The following is an 18,494-nucleotide window of genomic DNA, read 5'->3' as shown; positions in this document are numbered from 1 at the left end:
AAAATATTTTAATCCATTATGCATCCCTACTACACTATAGTGAACCTCATTTTTAAATTTAGCAAGCGCTAACATAAGTTGTAATAAAAATGAAATGAGTGAGAGGGGTAAACACAATGGATCGTGTTAAAATCAATCGTAACGTAACTTATTCAAAGATGATTCAAGGTTTTTGGAGATTAAATGATTGGCAGATGACAACCCAAGACTTAAACCGTTATTTGCACCAGTTAGTCGAATTAGGTGTAACGACAATGGACCATGCAGATATTTATGGTGATTATCGTTGTGAACAGTTATTCGGAGAAGCATTGGCTTTGTCACCTGAACTCAGAGACCAAATTAAATTAGTTTCGAAATGCGGTATTATCTTGCCGACCGATCAATTCGCACAATTTGATGGCCATCGTTACGATTTAAGCAAACAACATATTGTAGAAGCGGTGAACCGTTCATTGCAGAATCTACAAACAGACGTACTTGATACGTTGTTGATTCATCGTCCATCTCCGCTCATGGATCCAAATGAAGTCAGAGATGCGCTTGATGTTTTAGTAGAAGCAGGTAAAATTAAATCATTCGGTGTTTCTAACTTTAATAACACACAGTATGATTTGCTGAACCAAGGTATCAAATCACATAAACTGCATATCGCAGTGAATCAACTAGAAGTTTCACCGTATCATGCAGCACCTATTTATGATGGAACAATTGATCATATGTATCGAGATGACGTTAAGATTATGGCATGGAGTCCGCTTGCAGGCGGTAAATTACTGAATGTAGAAAATGCTAAATCTAAACGTGTCATGTCTATTATCAGCCCACTTGCTTATAAATATAATGTGGCTCCAGCTAGTATTGTCACAGCGTGGTTGGTGAAACATCCAGCTACGATAATGCCAATCATGGGTACAAGTCAAATTGAACGTATGCAAGATGCGGTAAAAGGGTTAGAACTGACTTTAACAGATCAAGAATGGTTTGATATTTATGTTGCAGTCTTAGGTCAAGACATCCCTTGATAAGTGAAATAAAGGAGAATAAGAAATGAATTCAGAAGAACAATCACGTGCGCGCATGCGCTTTGAACGTAACCTTATCGTCTTTCCATATATTATTTTTGCGATTATCGTCTTTTTCTTTACAACGATTTTTTCAGCACCAACTGTTGTACTGACATTATTCGGTATTTTCTTTATCTATAACGCAGTGTTATTATTCGTTGCGTTTATTAAGCATTACACACGTACGATGATTTTATTATTAGTGTTAACAATCTTCGTCGGTCTCATGTTTACCATCTCAGCAACTGCGCAATTTGCGGGCAGATACTAAGCAATTAAATAAGTAAAATAACTCCCTCTATAAGTGTTTTTCAACACTCTATATAGAGGGAGTTTTGTATTGTCATAAAGAATTCAAAAGAAATGAAAACGTTTTCTTTATTAATAGGACTAGCTTTGATATTCTTAAAGTAAATAAGAATGTATAAAGAAAAATAAATTCGTATTGAGGGGGATTCAAGATGGGGAAAAGAAAAGTCGCAATTATTGGTGCAGGTCATACAGGTGCAACCTTAGCATTTATGTTAGCTGAAAAAACTTTAGCAGATGTGGTGTTATTAGATAAACCTGAAAATGAAAAACCAGCACGCGGCAAAGCGTTGGATATTTCGGAAAGCGGACCGATTTTCAATTTCAACAACAAAATTAAAGGGACATCTGATTATCAAGATATTACTGGTTCAGATATTGTGGTGATCACTGCAGGTGTCGCACGTAAACCTGGGATGAGTCGTGATGATTTGATTCAAATTAATGAATCGGTAATGGCACAAGTGACAGAGGGTATTAAAACTTATGCGCCGGACAGCACGATTATCGTGTTGACGAATCCTGTGGATGCGATGACATATGCAGTATATAAATTGTCAGGTTTCCCTAAAAATCGTGTGTTAGGGCAATCAGGTATTTTAGATACAGCACGTTATCGTACATTTATCGCAGAAGCATTAGATGTTGCGCGTACGGACGTTTCAGGATTAGTACTAGGTGGCCACGGAGATACAATGGTACCGTTATTAAGTACGACTACAGTAGGTGGTGTGCCAATCACTGAACTATTGGAACAAGATAAAATCGATGCGATTGTGGACCGTACGCGTAAAGGCGGAGCTGAAATTGTCGGCTTGCTTGGCAACGGTTCAGCTTATTATGCGCCAGCCGCTGCGATTTTTGAAATGGCTGCAGCGATACTTAAAGACGAAAGACGTGTATTACCTGCAATTACGTATTTAGAAGGCGAATATGGCTTTAATGATATTTGTTTAGGTGTTCCGACATTAATCGGTGAAAATGGTGTCGAACAAGTCATTGAAACAAAACTTTCTGATGATGAAAAAGCACAGTTAAAAGCTTCAGCAGATGCGGTAGAAGAAGTAAAAAGTGCTTTAAAGTATTCATAAACTATGTGGTAAAGTAAATTATTATATATTGGAACAGGAGACGGACGATTCTAACGCGTTCGTCTCTTTTTTGTACTTTCTCGTTTTATTGTGAAAAAATCTACAAATTTTCGAATAACCCTCTTTTTGTAACCGCATTCTTGTTATAATGGACTTGAAAATGATTAAATATTTCGAAAAATGGTGTGCGCATGTATGGGACTGGATAAGCGTGCCGTCTTTTCAAATATTTAAAATACGTACTTCTTGAGTACACTAAGCAAATAAGGGAGGAAATCAATATGGCAAGAAAGGAAGCATCAGTAAAATCTGACAAGAAGCAAAAGGGTGTGAAGCCGCTATGGATTATCATCAGCTTTATCGTATTGATAGCGATTGTGTTGATACCAGTGAGCGGGATTCCGGTAATGGCTAAAATGTCACTTGCGATTTTAGCCTTTGCGGTCATTATGTGGGTGACGGAAGCGGTCTCTTATCCAGTATCCTCAACGATGATTGTAGCTTTGATCATACTATTATTAGGATTTAGTCCTGTACAAGATTTAGCAGAAAAACTAGGGAATCCTAAAGCAAATGGTGCCGCTTTACATGGTACGGATTTATTCGGAACAGGCAATGCTTTGAAGTTAGCATTCAGTGGTTTCTCAACTTCAGCAGTTGCTTTAGTAGCAGCAGCGCTATTCTTAGCAGCTGCCATGCAGATTACTAATTTGCATAAACGTTTAGCATTATTAGTCTTATCGATTGTGGGTAATAAGACTAATCGCATTGTGGCGGGTGCAATTATAGTATCTATTATTTTAGCGTTCTTCGTACCATCTGCGACAGCGCGTGCCGGTGCAGTTGTACCTATTTTGTTAGGGATGATTGCGGCGTTTAAAGCTTCTAAAGAAAGTAAGCTTGCAGGTTTATTAATTATCACTGCAGTACAAGCAGTATCTATTTGGAACATCGGTATTAAGACAGCAGCGGCTCAAAATATCGTTGCGGTCAACTTTATCAACCAAAGTTTTGGTCATGATATTTCATGGGGACAATGGTTCTTATATGCAGCACCTTGGTCTATTTTAATGTCGATTGCACTTTACTTCATTATGTTGAAAGTTATGCCGCCAGAACAAAAAGAAGTGAAGGGCGGTAAAGAATTAATTCAGAAAGAATTAAATAAATTAGGCCCAGTGTCACCACGTGAGTGGCGTTTGATTGTGATTTCTGTTTTATTATTATTATTCTGGTCAACTGAGAAAATATTACATCCGATTGATTCATCTTCAATCACTTTAGTTGCGATGGCAATTATGTTAACACCTAAAATTGGTGTGATGAGTTGGAAAGAAGCGGAGAAACATATTCCATGGGGAACAATTATTGTCTTTGGTATTGGTATCTCACTCGGGAACGTATTATTAAATACTGGCGGTGCGCAGTGGTTAAGTGATAAGACGTTCGGTTTAATGGGCTTACAACATTTACCATTGATTGCGACAATCGCATTGATTACTTTATTTAATATCTTAATTCATTTAGGTTTCGCAAGTGCAACAAGTTTATCTTCTGCTTTGATTCCAGTCTTTATTTCTTTAACAGCAACATTACATTTAGGCGATCAAAGCATCGGCTTTGTGTTGATCCAACAATTTGTAATTAGTTTCGGTTTCTTATTACCAGTAAGTGCACCACAAAACATGTTAGCTTATGGTTCAGGTACATTTACAGTTAAAGACTTCTTGAAAGCAGGTATTCCATTAACAGTAGTAGGTTATGTCTTGATTCTGATCTTCAGTTTCACATACTGGAAATGGTTAGGTTTAATATAAAATCATAATGAATTCAAAAAGACGATGGCATCAGGTCCATCGTCTTTTCTATAGAAATAACATGTAGGTTTTAGTGTTACCATACAAAGAAACACACATAAAGTGCTATATATTCTATGAACGTTAAAAGATACATATATTTCAAACGTAGCTTTACATTGAATGGTACTTCCCAATTCGGATACTTTTGTTCAAAATAAGCGATTTGAAGCAAGTAGATACCGATACCTAATGGCAGCAGCATTAAACCGATACTGACAAGAAATGAAAAACCAATCTCATGGATAAAGTGTCCGATAATCAATTGGATAACTATCAGTACCGCAATAAAAACAAGAAGTTGCATTGTCATTTTGCCATGCGCACTCCTTTCACCATGATCAATATCATTGCTTGTAGCAAGGTCATAACGAATAAGAAGAAAAGACCTTTCGCGTCTAAGAATTGAACAACATCTCTGATAATAGAAAGTGGTTGAGTGACTAAGTAGACACTATGGAATCTCAAGAATCGTCCCATCGCAATTCCTAAACTATTCGCAAACATTAAGCCAATGACGATAATGTAATTGAATAAAGGTTTATTGGTTAAATGGAATAACTCAATGTTAATCAAAATATAACAATAAACTGCAAAACAGACGCCACCGACTAAGAAGGTAAAGTACAACCATTCTATAGGTCTGACCCCTTCCATAATCGTAAATGCAAATTGGTTAAGATGGATAAGGTCTGTCACCATATAAAAGGTATTCGGGAAGATTAAGACAAAGATTGCTGCGAAAACAATAAATAGCGGCCATTCGAAACGTCGCTTCGGTATAAATAGCTTAAGTAACCAAACGAGTTCAAAAGGAATATATGCTAAGAATAAGTTTAATGCCATGAATTGGTAAAATTGATTTAAAGGCAATGTCAGCAGCATTAATATCACAAATAATATGCGTGCAATATAACGTGATTGCATTTCAAAGTCCTCTCTTTAAACATCCCTGTTAATGGATGGATTATCTGAAAACAACAATACTCGTGTTTCAGACGTATTTAGATGAATATATTACAGGTTTTCAGCCTAGATATCAATTAAAAGTATAGCATTTAAAAGACACGTTAAGCATAGAAAAAAGAAATGAGGGAAGAATTAGACTAAAATAATTCAATATTATTTGATTGAGCCGCAGAATAACTATGGTGTATAATAGGTAGTCACGAAAAATTTGACTGAATCAAACAACGCAATAAAGGAGGAAATCATGAGTAAGCAATTAATCACCTTATATTTTAATATTTTTCTAGTCTTCTTAGGTATCGGATTAGTTGTACCTGTGTTACCCGTCTATTTAAAGGACTTAGGTTTAAATGGAAGTGATTTAGGTATTCTTGTTGCGGCCTTTGCGTTAGCGCAAATGGTAATTTCGCCATTCGGAGGCAACTTAGCTGATAAATTAGGGAAGAAATTAATTATTTGTATCGGTTTAGTACTATTCGCTGTTTCTGAGTTCATCTTTGCGATGAGCAGCAACTATCCGCTTTTGATTGTTTCAAGAATTATCGGTGGTTTCAGTGCAGGTATGGTAATGCCTGGGGTTACAGGTATGATCGCAGATATCTCACGTCCTGAAGATAAAGCGAAAAACTTCGGCTATATGTCAGCAATTATTAACTCCGGCTTCATTTTAGGACCTGGCTTTGGCGGCTTTATGGCAGAGTTCTCTCACCGTTTGCCATTCTACTTCGCTGGGAGCCTAGGTGTCGTAGCATTCTTTTGTTCTTTATTCTTTATCCAAGGTGCAAAACGCGAAACGACAGATGGTTTCCATACAGTTATCGAACCGCAAGATTTAGCTAAAATTAATATCAAAGCTTTTATTACCCCGGTAATCATTACGTTCGTTTTAGCATTCGGACTTGCAGCATTTGAAACACTTTATCCATTATATACTGCAGATAAAGCACATTACGCGCCAAAAGATATTTCTATCGCGATCACAGGCGGTGGCTTAGCAGGTGCGATCTTCCAAATCTTCTTGTTCGATAAATTTATGAAGTACTTTAAAGAATTAACATTTATACAATTATCACTGCTTTATTCAGCAATTATGTTGTTTTTATTGATTGTTGCACATCATTACTGGTCAATTATGATTATCAGTTTTATAGTATTTATCGGTTTTGATATGATACGTCCAGCTATAACGAATTACTTCTCGAATATTGCGGGTAATCGTCAAGGGTTAGCAGGAGGCTTGAACTCTACCTTCACAAGTATGGGGAACTTCGCAGGCCCGCTCGTTGCAGGTACATTATATGATGTGAACTTAGAATTTCCATTGTATATGTCCGTGACAGTCATGTTATTAGGGATTGTGATTATTATGGTTGAGAAGACCATTAGAAAAAGCAGAAAGCTGAAACAAAGTTAAATTATGATATAGAAAGTGTGCTGTTGTGCTTACAACAGCATGCTTTTAATATTTATTTATCTGAAAAATTTGAAAATGACATTGACGAAATGTGTCACTGGTGGTAACCTTAATACAATTCAATCAAATAGAACTCTTATCAAGAGAGGCGGAGGGATGTGCCCAACGAAGCCCAGCAACCATCGTGTAAACGAAGTGGTGCTAATTCACAAAAAGTCATAGACTTTTGAAGATGAGAGAAAGAATGAAAGCTTTCTCTTATTTTAATGAGAAGGCTTTTTTCTTTTGTTAAGGGTGATTTGATAAATATTACATAGGGATGGTGCAGTGGAAATGAAGAAAGTAAGTAGTTTAATCGGGTTATTGGTATTACTGGTCGTACTCGCAGCGTGCGGCAAAGGTGGAGACAAGGAGAAAATCACAGTAGCAGCTTCTCCAGCTCCGCATGGTGAGGTATTAGAACATGCGAAAAAAGCTATGAAAGATAAAGGGTATGATTTAGAAGTTAAAGTCGTTAATGATTATAAAGTACCTAATAAATTATTAGATAAAGGAGACGTGGATGCGAACCTTTTCCAACACGTTCCTTATTTAAAGGCTGAAAGAAAGTCACATGGTTATAAAATTGAAGAAGTCGGTAAAGTCTTCACAACACCAATGGGTGTTTACAGTAAAAAATATAAAAACATCAAAGATATTCCAAAAGGTTCAACAATCTATGTTTCAAACAACCCCGCTGAAGAAGGACGTTTCTTATCTTTCTTCGTTAATGAAGGCTTAGTTAAAATCAAAGATGGCGTGAAAATTGAAGATGCGAAATTCGATGACATTGTTGAAAATAAAAAAGATTTAAAATTCAATAATCAACAAGGTGCAGAGTTCTTGCCAAAAACATATAAAAGCGGTGAAGGTGCTGCTGTTATTATGAACTCAAACTATGCGATTGATAATGGTTTAACACCTTCGAAAGATGCGATTGTGATGGAAAATGAATCATCACCATTTGCGAATATTTTAGCAGTTAAAGAAGGTCATAAAGACGATAAAAAATTCCAAGAACTCATCAAAGTATTACAGTCTAAAGACATGAAAGAATTCATTAAGAAAGAATACGGTAAAGACGTAATACCATATGAAGCGAAGTAAAGGAGTCGAATGAATATGGCTAAATTAGGAATTATTGGTGTAGGACGTGTAGGCAGCCAAGTCTTAACTGATGCACAATATTTAGGGCACTTTTCAGAAATTGTCGTGATTGATACGAATGAAAACTTAGCACAAGGTGAAGTGTTGGATCATCATCACATACAAGGTTTGAATCATACACATCGCACAAAAATTCATGTAGGCGGTTATCAAGATTTAGTGGATGCGGATGTGGTGATTGTGTCAGCGAGTGCGGCTTCGACACCAGACATGAAAGATCGTACCTTACTCACTAAAGCGAATAGCGTTATTGTGAATGATGTGTTTAGACAATTATCAGCTGTGACGAAAGAAGCTATCGTCATTTTAATTTCAAATCCAGTAGATGCGATGACGTATCTTGCACATCAAGCAGGCTACCCATCTGATAAAGTGATCGGTACAGGTACTATTTTAGAGTCAGCACGTTTTCGTACTTTAATTGCTGATCACTACAATGTGGATCCTAAAGATGTAGAAGGTTTTGTATTAGGAGAACATGGTTCACATTGTGTGCCAATCTGGAGTCGCGTGCGTATTCATGGGATTGAATTACCAGAATTTGAACAATTGACAGGTCATGCGCCCATTGATTGTGGAGCGATTTCTACGGCAATTGACGAAGTCGCGTTTGATGTCTTTAAGAAAAAAGGTTGGACAAACTCAGCGATTTCAAGAGCGGCTGTTCAACTTGCACAATCGATTTTATTTGATGAACATAGTATTGAACCCGTCAGTGGATTAGTTCAAGGTGCTTATGGATTGGTCGATGGTGCATTAAGTTTATTGACACTGGTTGATAGAAACGGTGTGAAACAGCGTTTGCCGATTGAGTTGTCTAATGAAGAACAAAAACAATTGGAAGCGGCACATAACTTCATTCAAACTGCGATTGAACAGGGCGAAGCGGCAATTCAAGCACAAGTATAACCGTTATATATACGAGCAATCTAACATCAGGTTGCTCGTTTTATTTTTGTAATAATTCTTTGATAATCATACTCAATCGTAATATATTGTCATACAAGACGCTGCTTTGTCATTTTATGAGTATGATAAAAAGAGAATATAATTTAATTTAACTTCTGAAAGACAGTTAAAACACTATTGAAAGCTCTTACACAACTCAACTTTATCTCACTACATTTCGTGTCGGTTCTGTTACATATGTTACGTATATTACATTTGGTTTAAATAGCTTACTACCTACCAAAATGTCATGTTTTTTATGTTAATATTGAAATCACGAAATAGAGGTTAAGAGGTATTAGGAATGAGAGCGTTTATTTTATGGGTGTCCGCTGCCATTCTTTCATGTTGTTTGATTTTCTTATTAGTATTAGTCACAAATGAAAATGAACTCGCGAAATTCCAAAATGGAGTATCTACATTTATGCAAAGTGACAAACAGGTCTCATCTGATCATTCAGCCTCAGATGCACCGCCAACATATCGTAAAGCGGCAGGGGGACCATCAACACAACATGCAGACGCAGCGCATAAGAGTGAAGCTGAATCTAGTTCATTATTTGTGATTTCATTAACGTCCATCACAAATGAATTAAGCCATCAATGGCTTCAGCATTTTCCAAAACAAGGCAGTTATGACAACTGAACTCACTTATAGAGTTGAAGTTATGTCAGAACGCCTTGTTTTTTTATGTCATGATTTGTGTTCGCATGCTATATTAAGAGTGAGGTGAACGCAATGAAACAGAAGAAAACAAATGCGATGCGTATTTTAGATCGCGAAGGCATCGATTATGAAATGCGTACATTTAAAATGGGTAAAGATCATATTGAAGGACAAGAAGTCGCAAAACTAATTGATGCTAATCCGGATCAAGTGTTTAAAACACTCTTATTTATTAACAATAATCACGACCCATATGTGTTTGTGATTCCAGTAGAACATCATTTAGATATGAAACATGCGGCACAAGCAGTAGATGAAAAGAAACTGCATTTGCTTCCGCTAGATGAGTTGACGAAAGTAACAGGTTATATTCGTGGCGGTTGTTCCCCAATAGGTATGAAACATCTATTTCCAACAGTGATTGACCAATCCGCGCAACAACATGAGAAAATATTTGTAAGCGGAGGTCTGCCTGGTGTCCAAATGGGTGTGAATGTTTCAGAATTAATTCAAGCAACGAAAGCAAAAGTAGCGGATGTTGCGACACATGAAGCAAATTAAGATGAGCAGTGTTGATGAGCATTTGCTCATCTTTTTTAATAGTTTATGATTGTTTTTGAATGATTTTGAAAGATTTTGATTGAAAACGATTAAGAAAGCGCTTATAATAAAGAAGAAATGAGGTGGCGATATGATAACGCAGAAACGGTTTGAACTAATCATACAACTATTAAAAGAAAAAGAATTTTTAACACTACAAGAAATAATTGATTTAACAGGATGCAGCGCTTCGACAATTCGCCGAGATTTATCTAAGTTACAAAAAATGGGTAAATTACAACGCGTTCATGGCGGTGCCACGCTCAAAACAACAGCCTTGAGTGAACCGAAAATGTCAGAGAAGAAAGAACGTAATTTACAAGAAAAACGTGAAATCGCAAAAATCGCAGCTGCACAAATTGAAGACCGTGATTGTATTTATATTGATGCAGGGACATCGACTTATGAAATGATAGAACACATTACAGCACAAGAAATTGTCGCAGTTACTAATGGATTAACCCATGTCGAAGCATTATTACAACGTGGAATTAAAACGTTGATTATTGGTGGAGATGTAAAAGCAAGCACATTAGCTTCTGTCGGACCGCGAGCGATTGAAACTTTGAAACATTATCATTTTGATAAAGTTTTCATCGGCATGAATGGGATGAATACAGAAGGTAAATTGACAACACCAGATGAACAAGAAGCTTATGTGAAAGAAACTGCAATGAAAGTGGGGCATCATATTTTCGTCTTGCTTGATAGTTCTAAATTCGGACCTACGTATTTTGCATGTGTCAATGTACCGAAAGATGTACCGTTTGAAATTTTGACTTCAACAAAAGCGCTAAAACGTTCAGATATGAAAGCATATCGCAACCATTATTCGATAAGAGGAGTGTAATAAAGTGATCTATACAGTAACTTTCAATCCATCGATTGATTACATTATGAAAGTAGACACGTTTCAAGAAGGCGGACTTAACCGTGCGAAAGAAACGTATAAATTTGCAGGAGGCAAAGGGATTAACGTTTCGCGTGTACTGAACACTTTAGAAACACCTTCGACTGCATTGGGGTTTGTTGGTGGATTTCCTGGGAAATTTATCCAAGATGCTTTACAACAAGCTGGCATTAAAAATGATTTTATTGAAGTAGAAGAAGATACACGTATCAATGTGAAATTAAAATCAGGTCAAGAAACAGAAATCAATGCAGGTGGACCTACAATTTCAAATCAAGCGTTTGAAGCGTTATTAACACAAATTAAAAACACGAATGCTGATGACACTGTTGTTGTGGCAGGAAGTGTACCGAAAAGTATTCCTGATAATGCCTATGAACAAATTGCGAAAATCACACAAAAAACTGGCGCAAAATTAGTTGTAGATGCTGAAAAAGACTTGGTTGAGACTGTATTGCCATATAATCCGTTCTTTATTAAACCGAATAAAGATGAATTAGAAGTTATGTTCGATACGCAAATTACTTCTGATAATGATGTAGTGACACACGGAAAAGCTATTCTTGATAAAGGCGCACAAGCAGTGATTGTTTCACTTGGCGGTGAAGGTGCAATTTATATTGATGCTGAACATTGTATTAAAGCTTCTGTACCAAAAGGCAATGTATTAAATACAGTGGGTTCTGGAGATAGTACTGTTGCAGGTATGTTAGCAGGTTTAGCACAAGGTTTTGATGTACATGAAGCATTTCGTAATGCCGTAGCCTCTGGAACAGCAACAGCATTCAGTCAAGATTTAGCAAACAAAGAAATGATAGAAAAAGTACGTTCTGAAATTGAATTAACGGACTTGAAATAGGAGTGAGGAAAATATGAGAATCACTGAATTATTAACGCGAGAGACAATCGCGATGGATTTAGATGCGACATCAAAAGAAGGTGTCATTGATGCTTTAGTGGATCAATTAGACCATGCAGGTATTTTAAGCGATGTCAAAGCGTTCAAAGAAGCGATTATGGCACGTGAAGGGCAAAGTACAACAGGTATCGGTGAAGGGATTGCGATTCCCCATGCGAAAGTTGATGCAGTGAAAAAGCCGGCTATTGCCTTCGGTAAATCAAAAGCCGGCGTAGATTATCAAAGTTTAGACGGACAACCTGCACACTTATTCTTTATGATTGCAGCACCTGAAGGCGGTGCACAAACACATTTAGACGCGTTAGCTAAATTATCTGGTGTCTTAATGGATGACGATGTCAGAAAAGCATTGTTAAACGCAGAAACACCAGATGAAGTTTTGGCAATTATTGATCGTGCAGACGATGAAGCACCAGATGAAGAAGAGGAAACAGCGCCAGTTGAAGCGAATAAAGACGCTGAATCCGAAGAGCCATATGTTATCGGTGTGACAGCATGTCCAACTGGTATTGCACATACGTATATGGCGAAAGATGCTTTATTGAAACAAGCGAAAAAAATGGGCGTCAAAATGAAAGTTGAAACAAACGGGTCAAGTGGTATTAAAAACCGTTTAACTACTGAAGATATTGATAAAGCACAAGGTGTTATTGTTGCAGCGGACGTGCATGTAGAAACAGATCGTTTCGATGGCAAAAACGTCGTAGAAGTTCCTGTTGCTGACGGCATCAAACGTCCAGAAGAATTAATCGACCTTGCTTTAGCAACTGACCGTACACCATTTAAAGCAAGAGAAGGCAGAGGTAAAGGTCAAGCAAGCGGTAAACAAGAAAAACAAAGTGTCGGCAAAACAATTTATAAGCACTTAATGAACGGTGTTTCTAACATGTTGCCACTTGTAATTGCCGGTGGTATTTTAATGGCAATTGTATTCTTGTTCGGACCAAACTCATTCGATCCGAAATCTTCAGAGTATAATGCATTTGCTGAACAATTGTGGAACATTGGTAAGAACAGTGCGTTCTACTTAATTATTCCAATTTTATCAGCATTCATCGCGCGCAGCATTGCTGAAAAACCAGGTATGGCAGCTGGTTTAGTCGGCGGTATGTTAGCAATGAGCGGTGACTCTGGATTTATCGGCGGTATTATTGCCGGTTTCTTAGCAGGTTATTTAACAGAAGGCATCAAAGTGATGACGCGTCGTATGCCACAATCACTTGAAGGTTTAAAACCAACATTAATTTATCCAATTTTATCTGTCACTGTTACAGGTCTGTTAATGGTGTATGTATTTAACCCACCAGCAGCTTGGGTGAACCATTTATTATTAAACGGTTTAAACAGTTTATCAGGAGCAAACATTATGTTACTTGGTTTAGTGATTGGTGCCATGATGGCCATTGATATGGGTGGTCCATTCAACAAAGCAGCTTACGTATTCGCAACAGCGGCATTAACAGAAGGTAACGCTGCACCAATTACAGCAGCTATGGTCGGCGGTATGATTCCACCGATTGCATTAGCACTTTCAATGTTGTTCTTTAAACGTAAGTTTACAAAAACACAACGTGGTTCAATTGTACCTAACTTTGTGATGGGTGCATCATTCATTACAGAAGGTGCTATTCCATTTGCGGCAGCTGACCCAATTCGCGTAATTCCATCAATGATGATCGGCTCAGGTATCGGCGGTGCCATTGCACTTGGCTTAGGTTCATCTATCGGAGCACCGCATGGTGGTATCTTTGTTATCTTAGGTACTGACTTCTCCCATTCATTACAAACAATTCTAGCGATTTTAGTCGGCGCAGCCATCTCTGCAGTGATTTACGGTTTCATCAAACGTAAACCGACAGCAGACGAAATTGCCGCATCTGAATCAATGGATGAATAATGAGTTGAATTTTACGTGAATTTAGCGCATTATAGTAAAGGCGTGCTATTAGAAATGACACGCATCACGAATCTAATTTACTGTGGTAGGTAAATGTATATTCGAATAAACAGTTAAGAGAGAGACAGCCTGTTTATCGGGCTGACTCGCTTCTTAGCTGTTTATTTTTATTTGTAAAGAGGTATCATAAAATACCAAAAAAATAACTTGAATTCAGTCTGAAAAAATTACTATTTGAATGGTGATTATGATATGATAATCTTGTTAGATTTTACGCTAGTTGGGAGGTGTCGCTGTGGAAATGGGAAGGATGAACTAGGCATTTGTCACTTTGCTCAAAACGATGCGCTAAACATCATTGCCGTACATAGCGGCATATAACTTGGAGGTGAATCCCTAGCAATAGGGAACTAATTGGATAGTACGACCATAATAAACTTGTTAATATTTATATTTTTAATCGCACTGACTACTGTGTTTGTTGGATCAGAATTTGCTTTGGTGAAAGTCAGAGCTACTAAAATTGAAGAAATGGTTGCAGAAGGCAACGGCAGTGCGGCTGTCGTCAAGAAAATGATTTCAAATCTTGACTACTACTTATCAGCATGTCAGCTCGGTATCACTGTTACATCTTTAGGACTAGGTTGGTTAGGTGAACCTGTCTTTTCTAAATTATTACATCCTATTTTTGAACTGATACCGTTACCTGATGCTTTGAATACAACCATTTCAATCGTTATTTCATTCTTAGTTGTGACATATCTGCATGTAGTATTAGGTGAATTGGCACCTAAAACATTTGCGATTCAGCACACTGAGAAAGTTGCGTTACTTTATGCACGTCCGCTTTATTATTTCGGCTTAATCATGAAACCATTAATTTGGTTAATGAATGGTTCTGCACGAATGATTATCCGTCTATTTGGTATTGATCCAGATGAAAACAATGACGCGATGTCAGAAGAAGAAATTAAAATGATTATCAACAACAGCTATAACAGCGGTGAGATTAACCAGACAGAACTTGCTTATATGCAAAACATCTTCTCATTTGATGAGAGACAAGCGAAAGATGTCATGGTCCCAAGAACACAAATGGTCACTTTAAATGAACCTTTTACTGTAGACGAACTATTAGAGACACTTAAAGAATACCAATTCACTCGTTACCCAATTACAGAAGACGGCGACAAAGACCATATCAAAGGTTTTATTAATGTGAAAGAATTCTTGACAGAGTATGCTTCAGGCAAACCTATCAAGATTGCAAATTATATTCATGAATTACCATTGATTTCAGAAACAACACGCATCAGTGATGCATTAATCAGAATGCAACGCGAACGTGTACACATCAGTTTGGTTATTGATGAATACGGCGGAACTGCTGGTATCTTAACAATGGAAGATATCTTAGAAGAAATCGTGGGTGAAATCCGTGATGAATTCGATGATAATGAAGTGAATGATGTGATTAAATTAAATGATGACACATACCAAATCAATGGTCGTGTGTTGTTAGAAGATTTAACAGATCAATTAGGTATCGAGTTTGATGACTCTGAAGATATCGATACAATCGGCGGATGGTTACAAGCACATAATACAAACTTACAGAAAAATGACTACGTCGATACGTATTTTGATCGCTGGATTATTTCAGATATTGAAAATCACCAAATCATCACAGTCATTTTAAAATATGAATATAACGCTGAACGTCAGTCTCTTTCAGAAGAAGATGAAGACGATGACAACAATAATAAAAGAAACAAAAGAGATAAAAAAGATAACGATGAATAATCGTAATACTGTCAAATCCCTTTTAGACCGTACTTAAAGTACTAGGTTTAAAAGGGATTTTTTAATGTTTAGACACAAATCCGACATGAATTGAAGTTATAACTTAGTTAATAAATAGTTAATGGTATGATATAAATCGCTCATTTATAATAAGCTTAATCATTACAAAAATAAAATGAAATGAGGGTTTATGATGAATAGTAAAACATATTTATTAGCTACTACACTTTTAGCAACAAGTATTACTTTAGCAGGTTGTAACAATGAAAAAGATGAACAGCCAAAAGAAAAAACAGAACAGACATCACATGAACATAAACACGATCACCATAAAGTGCTGACAGGTGAATTTAAATCAGGTGAAGAGGAAGTGTCTGGTCACGTTAAAATCGAAAATCACCAAATTAAGTTAACAGATTTTAAATCTGCGAAAGGTCCAGATTTGTACGTCTATCTGACAAAGGATGGCAATATTAAAGAGGGCAAACAACTAGAAATGGTCGACTACAATAAACCAACACAAACTTTCGACATCAAAGACGCTGACTTAGATCAATATAATGAAGTGACGATTTATTGTAAGAAAGCGCACGTTATCTTCGGTGCCGCAAAAGTAAAATAGAAGGTTAAAGTGATAATTCAACGAGAAGAGAAGTGATTTCATGAAACATTATCTACGTACGATTGAACTCGTAATTTTATTTTTAATTCGTATTATAGCCGGCGGCTACATTTTAGCTCAAGGTTGGGAGAAGTTAACAGGTGGTTTTAAAATAGAACCGCTGATCCCAGTTGTGATTAAGAATGAAGATTCTCCAGTGTGGTTCAAACTCTTTTTTGAACACATCGTCGCGCACAGTGCTCCCGTCTTTAATGTAATTGTACCTTTAGGGGAAATTGCGATTGGTTTAGGGTTAATATTAGGAATTCTGTCACATATTGCAAGTTTCTTTGGCGCCTTTGTTATGCTAAATTATATTTTATCAGATATGATATTTACGTATCCTGTTCAATTAGCACTCTTTATTATATTGTTAATGAATAAAAACTTATTAAAACAAATTTCATTGAGTGCTGTAATCGCATATATTAAAGAAAAAGGTGATACAAGACGTGAACACAATCTTAATCGTTGATGATGAACAAGACATGGTCGACATCTGCCAAACGTACTTCGAATATGAAGGTTATAAAGTATTAACTGCACATAATGGGGAAGATGCTTTGAACCAACTTGATCCATCAATTGATTTAATTATTTTAGACATCATGATGCCGAATGTAGATGGTTATGAAGTGATTAAGGAAATGAAACAACGACAACTGGATATTCCGTTTATTTATATGTCCGCAAAAACAAAAGAACATGACACCATTTATGCTTTGACTCTCGGCGCAGATGACTATTTAAAGAAGCCTTTCAGTCCAAGAGAACTCGTGTTACGTGCGAATAATTTGTTGAGTCGCGTTAAGCGCAGTCAGTCAGCACAAACATCTTTAACTTTTGATACTTTAAAGTTGAATGATCAACAGAAAAGTGTGGAAATTAATGGTGCTGTGGTGAACTTGAGAATTAAAGAATTTGAATTGTTGTGGTATTTAGCAACGCATGAAAATCAAGCGATATCTAAATCGCAATTGTTAGAAGAAGTATGGGGTTATGATTATTACGAAGATGCAAGTACAGTCAATGTACATATTCATCGCATCAGAGAAAAGTTCGAACAATTTCATTTCGACGCTTACACGATTACCACAGTATGGGGTCTTGGTTATAAGTTTGAAAGGAAAGCAGACTAAATGTTTTCAATCAGAACACAAGTGATTATCGGAGTGTTATCTAGTGTATTATTGGCCTCTACCATCCTTGGTATTGCTTATAAACTGATGTTGTTTAATGGTCATACCACAGTGTTATTGACGATTAGCGCTATAGTATCGAGTTGTTTAACCTTATTCATCTGCAGTTTCTTTTTAACACCACTCGTTCAAAAGATTAAACATTTCAATGTCAGAACGAAACAATTCGCAGATGGTAATTACGAGATGGAACCTACGCAATTTACTTCACCGAGAGAAATTAAAGAACTGAGTCATTCCTTTAATAAAATGGCGCATGAGATTACTAAACAAATGGCTCAAATTAAGTCAGAACAACAAGAGAAGTATGAATTGATTCAAAATTTAGCACATGATTTAAAAACACCGCTCGCATGTATTATTTCGTATTCAGAAGCATTAAAAGACGGTGTCGTTCACTCACAAATAGATCGTCAGGAAGCCTATGACACCTTAATCAAACAATCTAATCGCCTATCCAAAATGTTTGACGAGTTAACGCATGTCGCAACATTAGATGCTCCGAATACTTATGTAGTAGAAACAATTCAAATCGACCAATTATTATTGAATATACTAAATGGCTATGAACAACGTATGAAAATAGACAACAGACATTTAGAAGTGAAGTTTTGTGATAAGTTGGCACCTTTCAAACAATATCCGCAACCGTTAGAACGTATCATTACGAACTTAATTGATAATGCGATGAACTTTTCGCCATCAGGTAGTCCAATTTATATTTGTCTTGCTGAAAGCGAAAAACATATCCAAATTTACATCAAAGATAAAGGCATCGGAATTGCGAAAGCAGATATTAAACGTATTTTTGAGCGTACTTTCAGAGTAGAAGATTCTAGAAATTACCATACAGGCGGTTCTGGTTTAGGGTTATACATCACACAAGAACTGGTGAAACAAATCGGCGGTACGATTCAAGTTGAAAGTGAACCTGAAGTAGGAACTACGATGATCGTATCTTTGCCAAAATTATAAAGC

General features: G+C 36.7%; 19 protein-coding genes and 1 riboswitch. Of the genes, 17 read left to right on the top strand and 2 right to left on the bottom strand.

The genetic code is table 11. From position 1 onward, the window contains the following. Positions 1 to 116 precede the first annotated feature (116 nt). From MUA87_RS10740 to MUA87_RS10725, 4 genes are all read left to right on the top strand, one after another. The gene (locus MUA87_RS10740) at positions 117 to 1,025 is read left to right on the top strand and encodes an aldo/keto reductase (RefSeq protein WP_262550798.1); all 909 of its coding nucleotides are present in this window, start codon (positions 117 to 119) and stop codon (positions 1,023 to 1,025) included. A gap of 25 nt (positions 1,026 to 1,050) precedes the next feature. Next, on the top strand, positions 1,051 to 1,338 hold the full coding sequence (locus MUA87_RS10735) for a hypothetical protein (protein WP_002481480.1): 288 nt from the start codon (positions 1,051 to 1,053) through the stop codon (positions 1,336 to 1,338). A gap of 190 nt (positions 1,339 to 1,528) precedes the next feature. Further along, positions 1,529 to 2,467, top strand: a complete 939-nt coding sequence (gene mdh, locus MUA87_RS10730) for a malate dehydrogenase (protein WP_002481481.1) — start codon at positions 1,529 to 1,531, stop codon at positions 2,465 to 2,467. A 281-nt stretch (positions 2,468 to 2,748) separates the two neighbouring features. Next, positions 2,749 to 4,284 carry an SLC13 family permease gene (locus MUA87_RS10725; protein WP_262550795.1) on the top strand — a complete coding sequence of 512 codons (1,536 nt, stop codon included), beginning with the start codon at positions 2,749 to 2,751 and terminating at the stop codon, positions 4,282 to 4,284. Positions 4,285 to 4,360: 76 nt separating this feature from the next. On the opposite strand, the gene MUA87_RS10720 is transcribed toward MUA87_RS10725, so the two are convergent. Together MUA87_RS10720 and MUA87_RS10715 are read right to left on the bottom strand one after the other, a co-directional pair. Beyond that, a complete protein-coding gene (locus MUA87_RS10720) occupies positions 4,361 to 4,636 on the bottom strand; it encodes a hypothetical protein (RefSeq protein WP_262550794.1) in 276 nt (91 codons plus the stop codon). Continuing rightward, positions 4,633 to 5,250, bottom strand: a complete 618-nt coding sequence (locus tag MUA87_RS10715) for a DUF1361 domain-containing protein (protein WP_002481484.1) — start codon at positions 5,248 to 5,250, stop codon at positions 4,633 to 4,635. Before MUA87_RS10715 ends, MUA87_RS10720 begins: the two co-directional genes overlap by 4 nt. A gap of 286 nt (positions 5,251 to 5,536) precedes the next feature. Here MUA87_RS10715 and norA point away from each other — a divergent pair, with 286 nt between their 5' ends. From norA to MUA87_RS10650, 13 genes are all read left to right on the top strand, one after another. After that, positions 5,537 to 6,706, top strand: coding sequence for a multidrug efflux MFS transporter NorA (norA, locus tag MUA87_RS10710; protein WP_023015415.1), 1,170 nt, complete (start codon positions 5,537 to 5,539; stop codon positions 6,704 to 6,706). A 133-nt stretch (positions 6,707 to 6,839) separates the two neighbouring features. Next, a riboswitch (SAM riboswitch) is annotated at positions 6,840 to 6,945 on the top strand. A 94-nt stretch (positions 6,946 to 7,039) separates the two neighbouring features. Beyond that, positions 7,040 to 7,852, top strand: a complete 813-nt coding sequence (locus MUA87_RS10705) for a MetQ/NlpA family ABC transporter substrate-binding protein (RefSeq protein WP_002481486.1) — start codon at positions 7,040 to 7,042, stop codon at positions 7,850 to 7,852. A gap of 15 nt (positions 7,853 to 7,867) precedes the next feature. Beyond that, entirely contained in the window at positions 7,868 to 8,821 is a 954-nt protein-coding gene (locus MUA87_RS10700; protein ID WP_262550793.1) for a lactate/malate family dehydrogenase, read from the top strand. Between the two features lie 343 nt (positions 8,822 to 9,164). After that, positions 9,165 to 9,506 carry a hypothetical protein gene (locus MUA87_RS10695; RefSeq protein ID WP_002481488.1) on the top strand — a complete coding sequence of 114 codons (342 nt, stop codon included), beginning with the start codon at positions 9,165 to 9,167 and terminating at the stop codon, positions 9,504 to 9,506. 93 nt (positions 9,507 to 9,599) lie between these two features. Further along, positions 9,600 to 10,088 carry a Cys-tRNA(Pro) deacylase gene (gene ybaK / locus MUA87_RS10690; protein ID WP_002481489.1) on the top strand — a complete coding sequence of 163 codons (489 nt, stop codon included), beginning with the start codon at positions 9,600 to 9,602 and terminating at the stop codon, positions 10,086 to 10,088. 130 nt (positions 10,089 to 10,218) lie between these two features. Then, positions 10,219 to 10,977, top strand: a complete 759-nt coding sequence (locus MUA87_RS10685) for a DeoR/GlpR family DNA-binding transcription regulator (protein ID WP_023015413.1) — start codon at positions 10,219 to 10,221, stop codon at positions 10,975 to 10,977. A gap of 4 nt (positions 10,978 to 10,981) precedes the next feature. Next, positions 10,982 to 11,896, top strand: a complete 915-nt coding sequence (gene pfkB, locus MUA87_RS10680) for a 1-phosphofructokinase (RefSeq protein ID WP_023015412.1) — start codon at positions 10,982 to 10,984, stop codon at positions 11,894 to 11,896. 13 nt (positions 11,897 to 11,909) lie between these two features. Then, positions 11,910 to 13,853, top strand: coding sequence for a PTS fructose transporter subunit IIABC (locus tag MUA87_RS10675; RefSeq protein ID WP_262550767.1), 1,944 nt, complete (start codon positions 11,910 to 11,912; stop codon positions 13,851 to 13,853). 414 nt (positions 13,854 to 14,267) lie between these two features. Further along, complete coding sequence (locus MUA87_RS10670) at positions 14,268 to 15,656, top strand: hemolysin family protein (RefSeq protein WP_002481493.1); 1,389 nt, start codon at positions 14,268 to 14,270, stop codon at positions 15,654 to 15,656. Positions 15,657 to 15,849: 193 nt separating this feature from the next. Continuing rightward, a complete protein-coding gene (locus MUA87_RS10665; protein WP_002481494.1) occupies positions 15,850 to 16,278 on the top strand; it encodes a DM13 domain-containing protein in 429 nt (142 codons plus the stop codon). 40 nt (positions 16,279 to 16,318) lie between these two features. Further along, positions 16,319 to 16,792: a DoxX family membrane protein gene (locus MUA87_RS10660; RefSeq protein WP_002481495.1), complete on the top strand. Its 474-nt coding sequence runs from the start codon at positions 16,319 to 16,321 to the stop codon at positions 16,790 to 16,792. A 13-nt stretch (positions 16,793 to 16,805) separates the two neighbouring features. Further along, complete coding sequence (locus tag MUA87_RS10655; RefSeq protein ID WP_052032795.1) at positions 16,806 to 17,456, top strand: response regulator transcription factor; 651 nt, start codon at positions 16,806 to 16,808, stop codon at positions 17,454 to 17,456. Further along, positions 17,457 to 18,491 carry a HAMP domain-containing sensor histidine kinase gene (locus MUA87_RS10650; RefSeq protein ID WP_023015408.1) on the top strand — a complete coding sequence of 345 codons (1,035 nt, stop codon included), beginning with the start codon at positions 17,457 to 17,459 and terminating at the stop codon, positions 18,489 to 18,491. Positions 18,492 to 18,494: the final 3 nt, after the last annotated feature.

Origin of the sequence: Staphylococcus simulans (assembly GCF_025561465.1) — a bacterium.
GTDB classification, from domain to species: Bacteria; Bacillota; Bacilli; order Staphylococcales; family Staphylococcaceae; genus Staphylococcus; species Staphylococcus simulans.
This window is presented reverse-complemented; position numbering and strand designations above follow the sequence as displayed.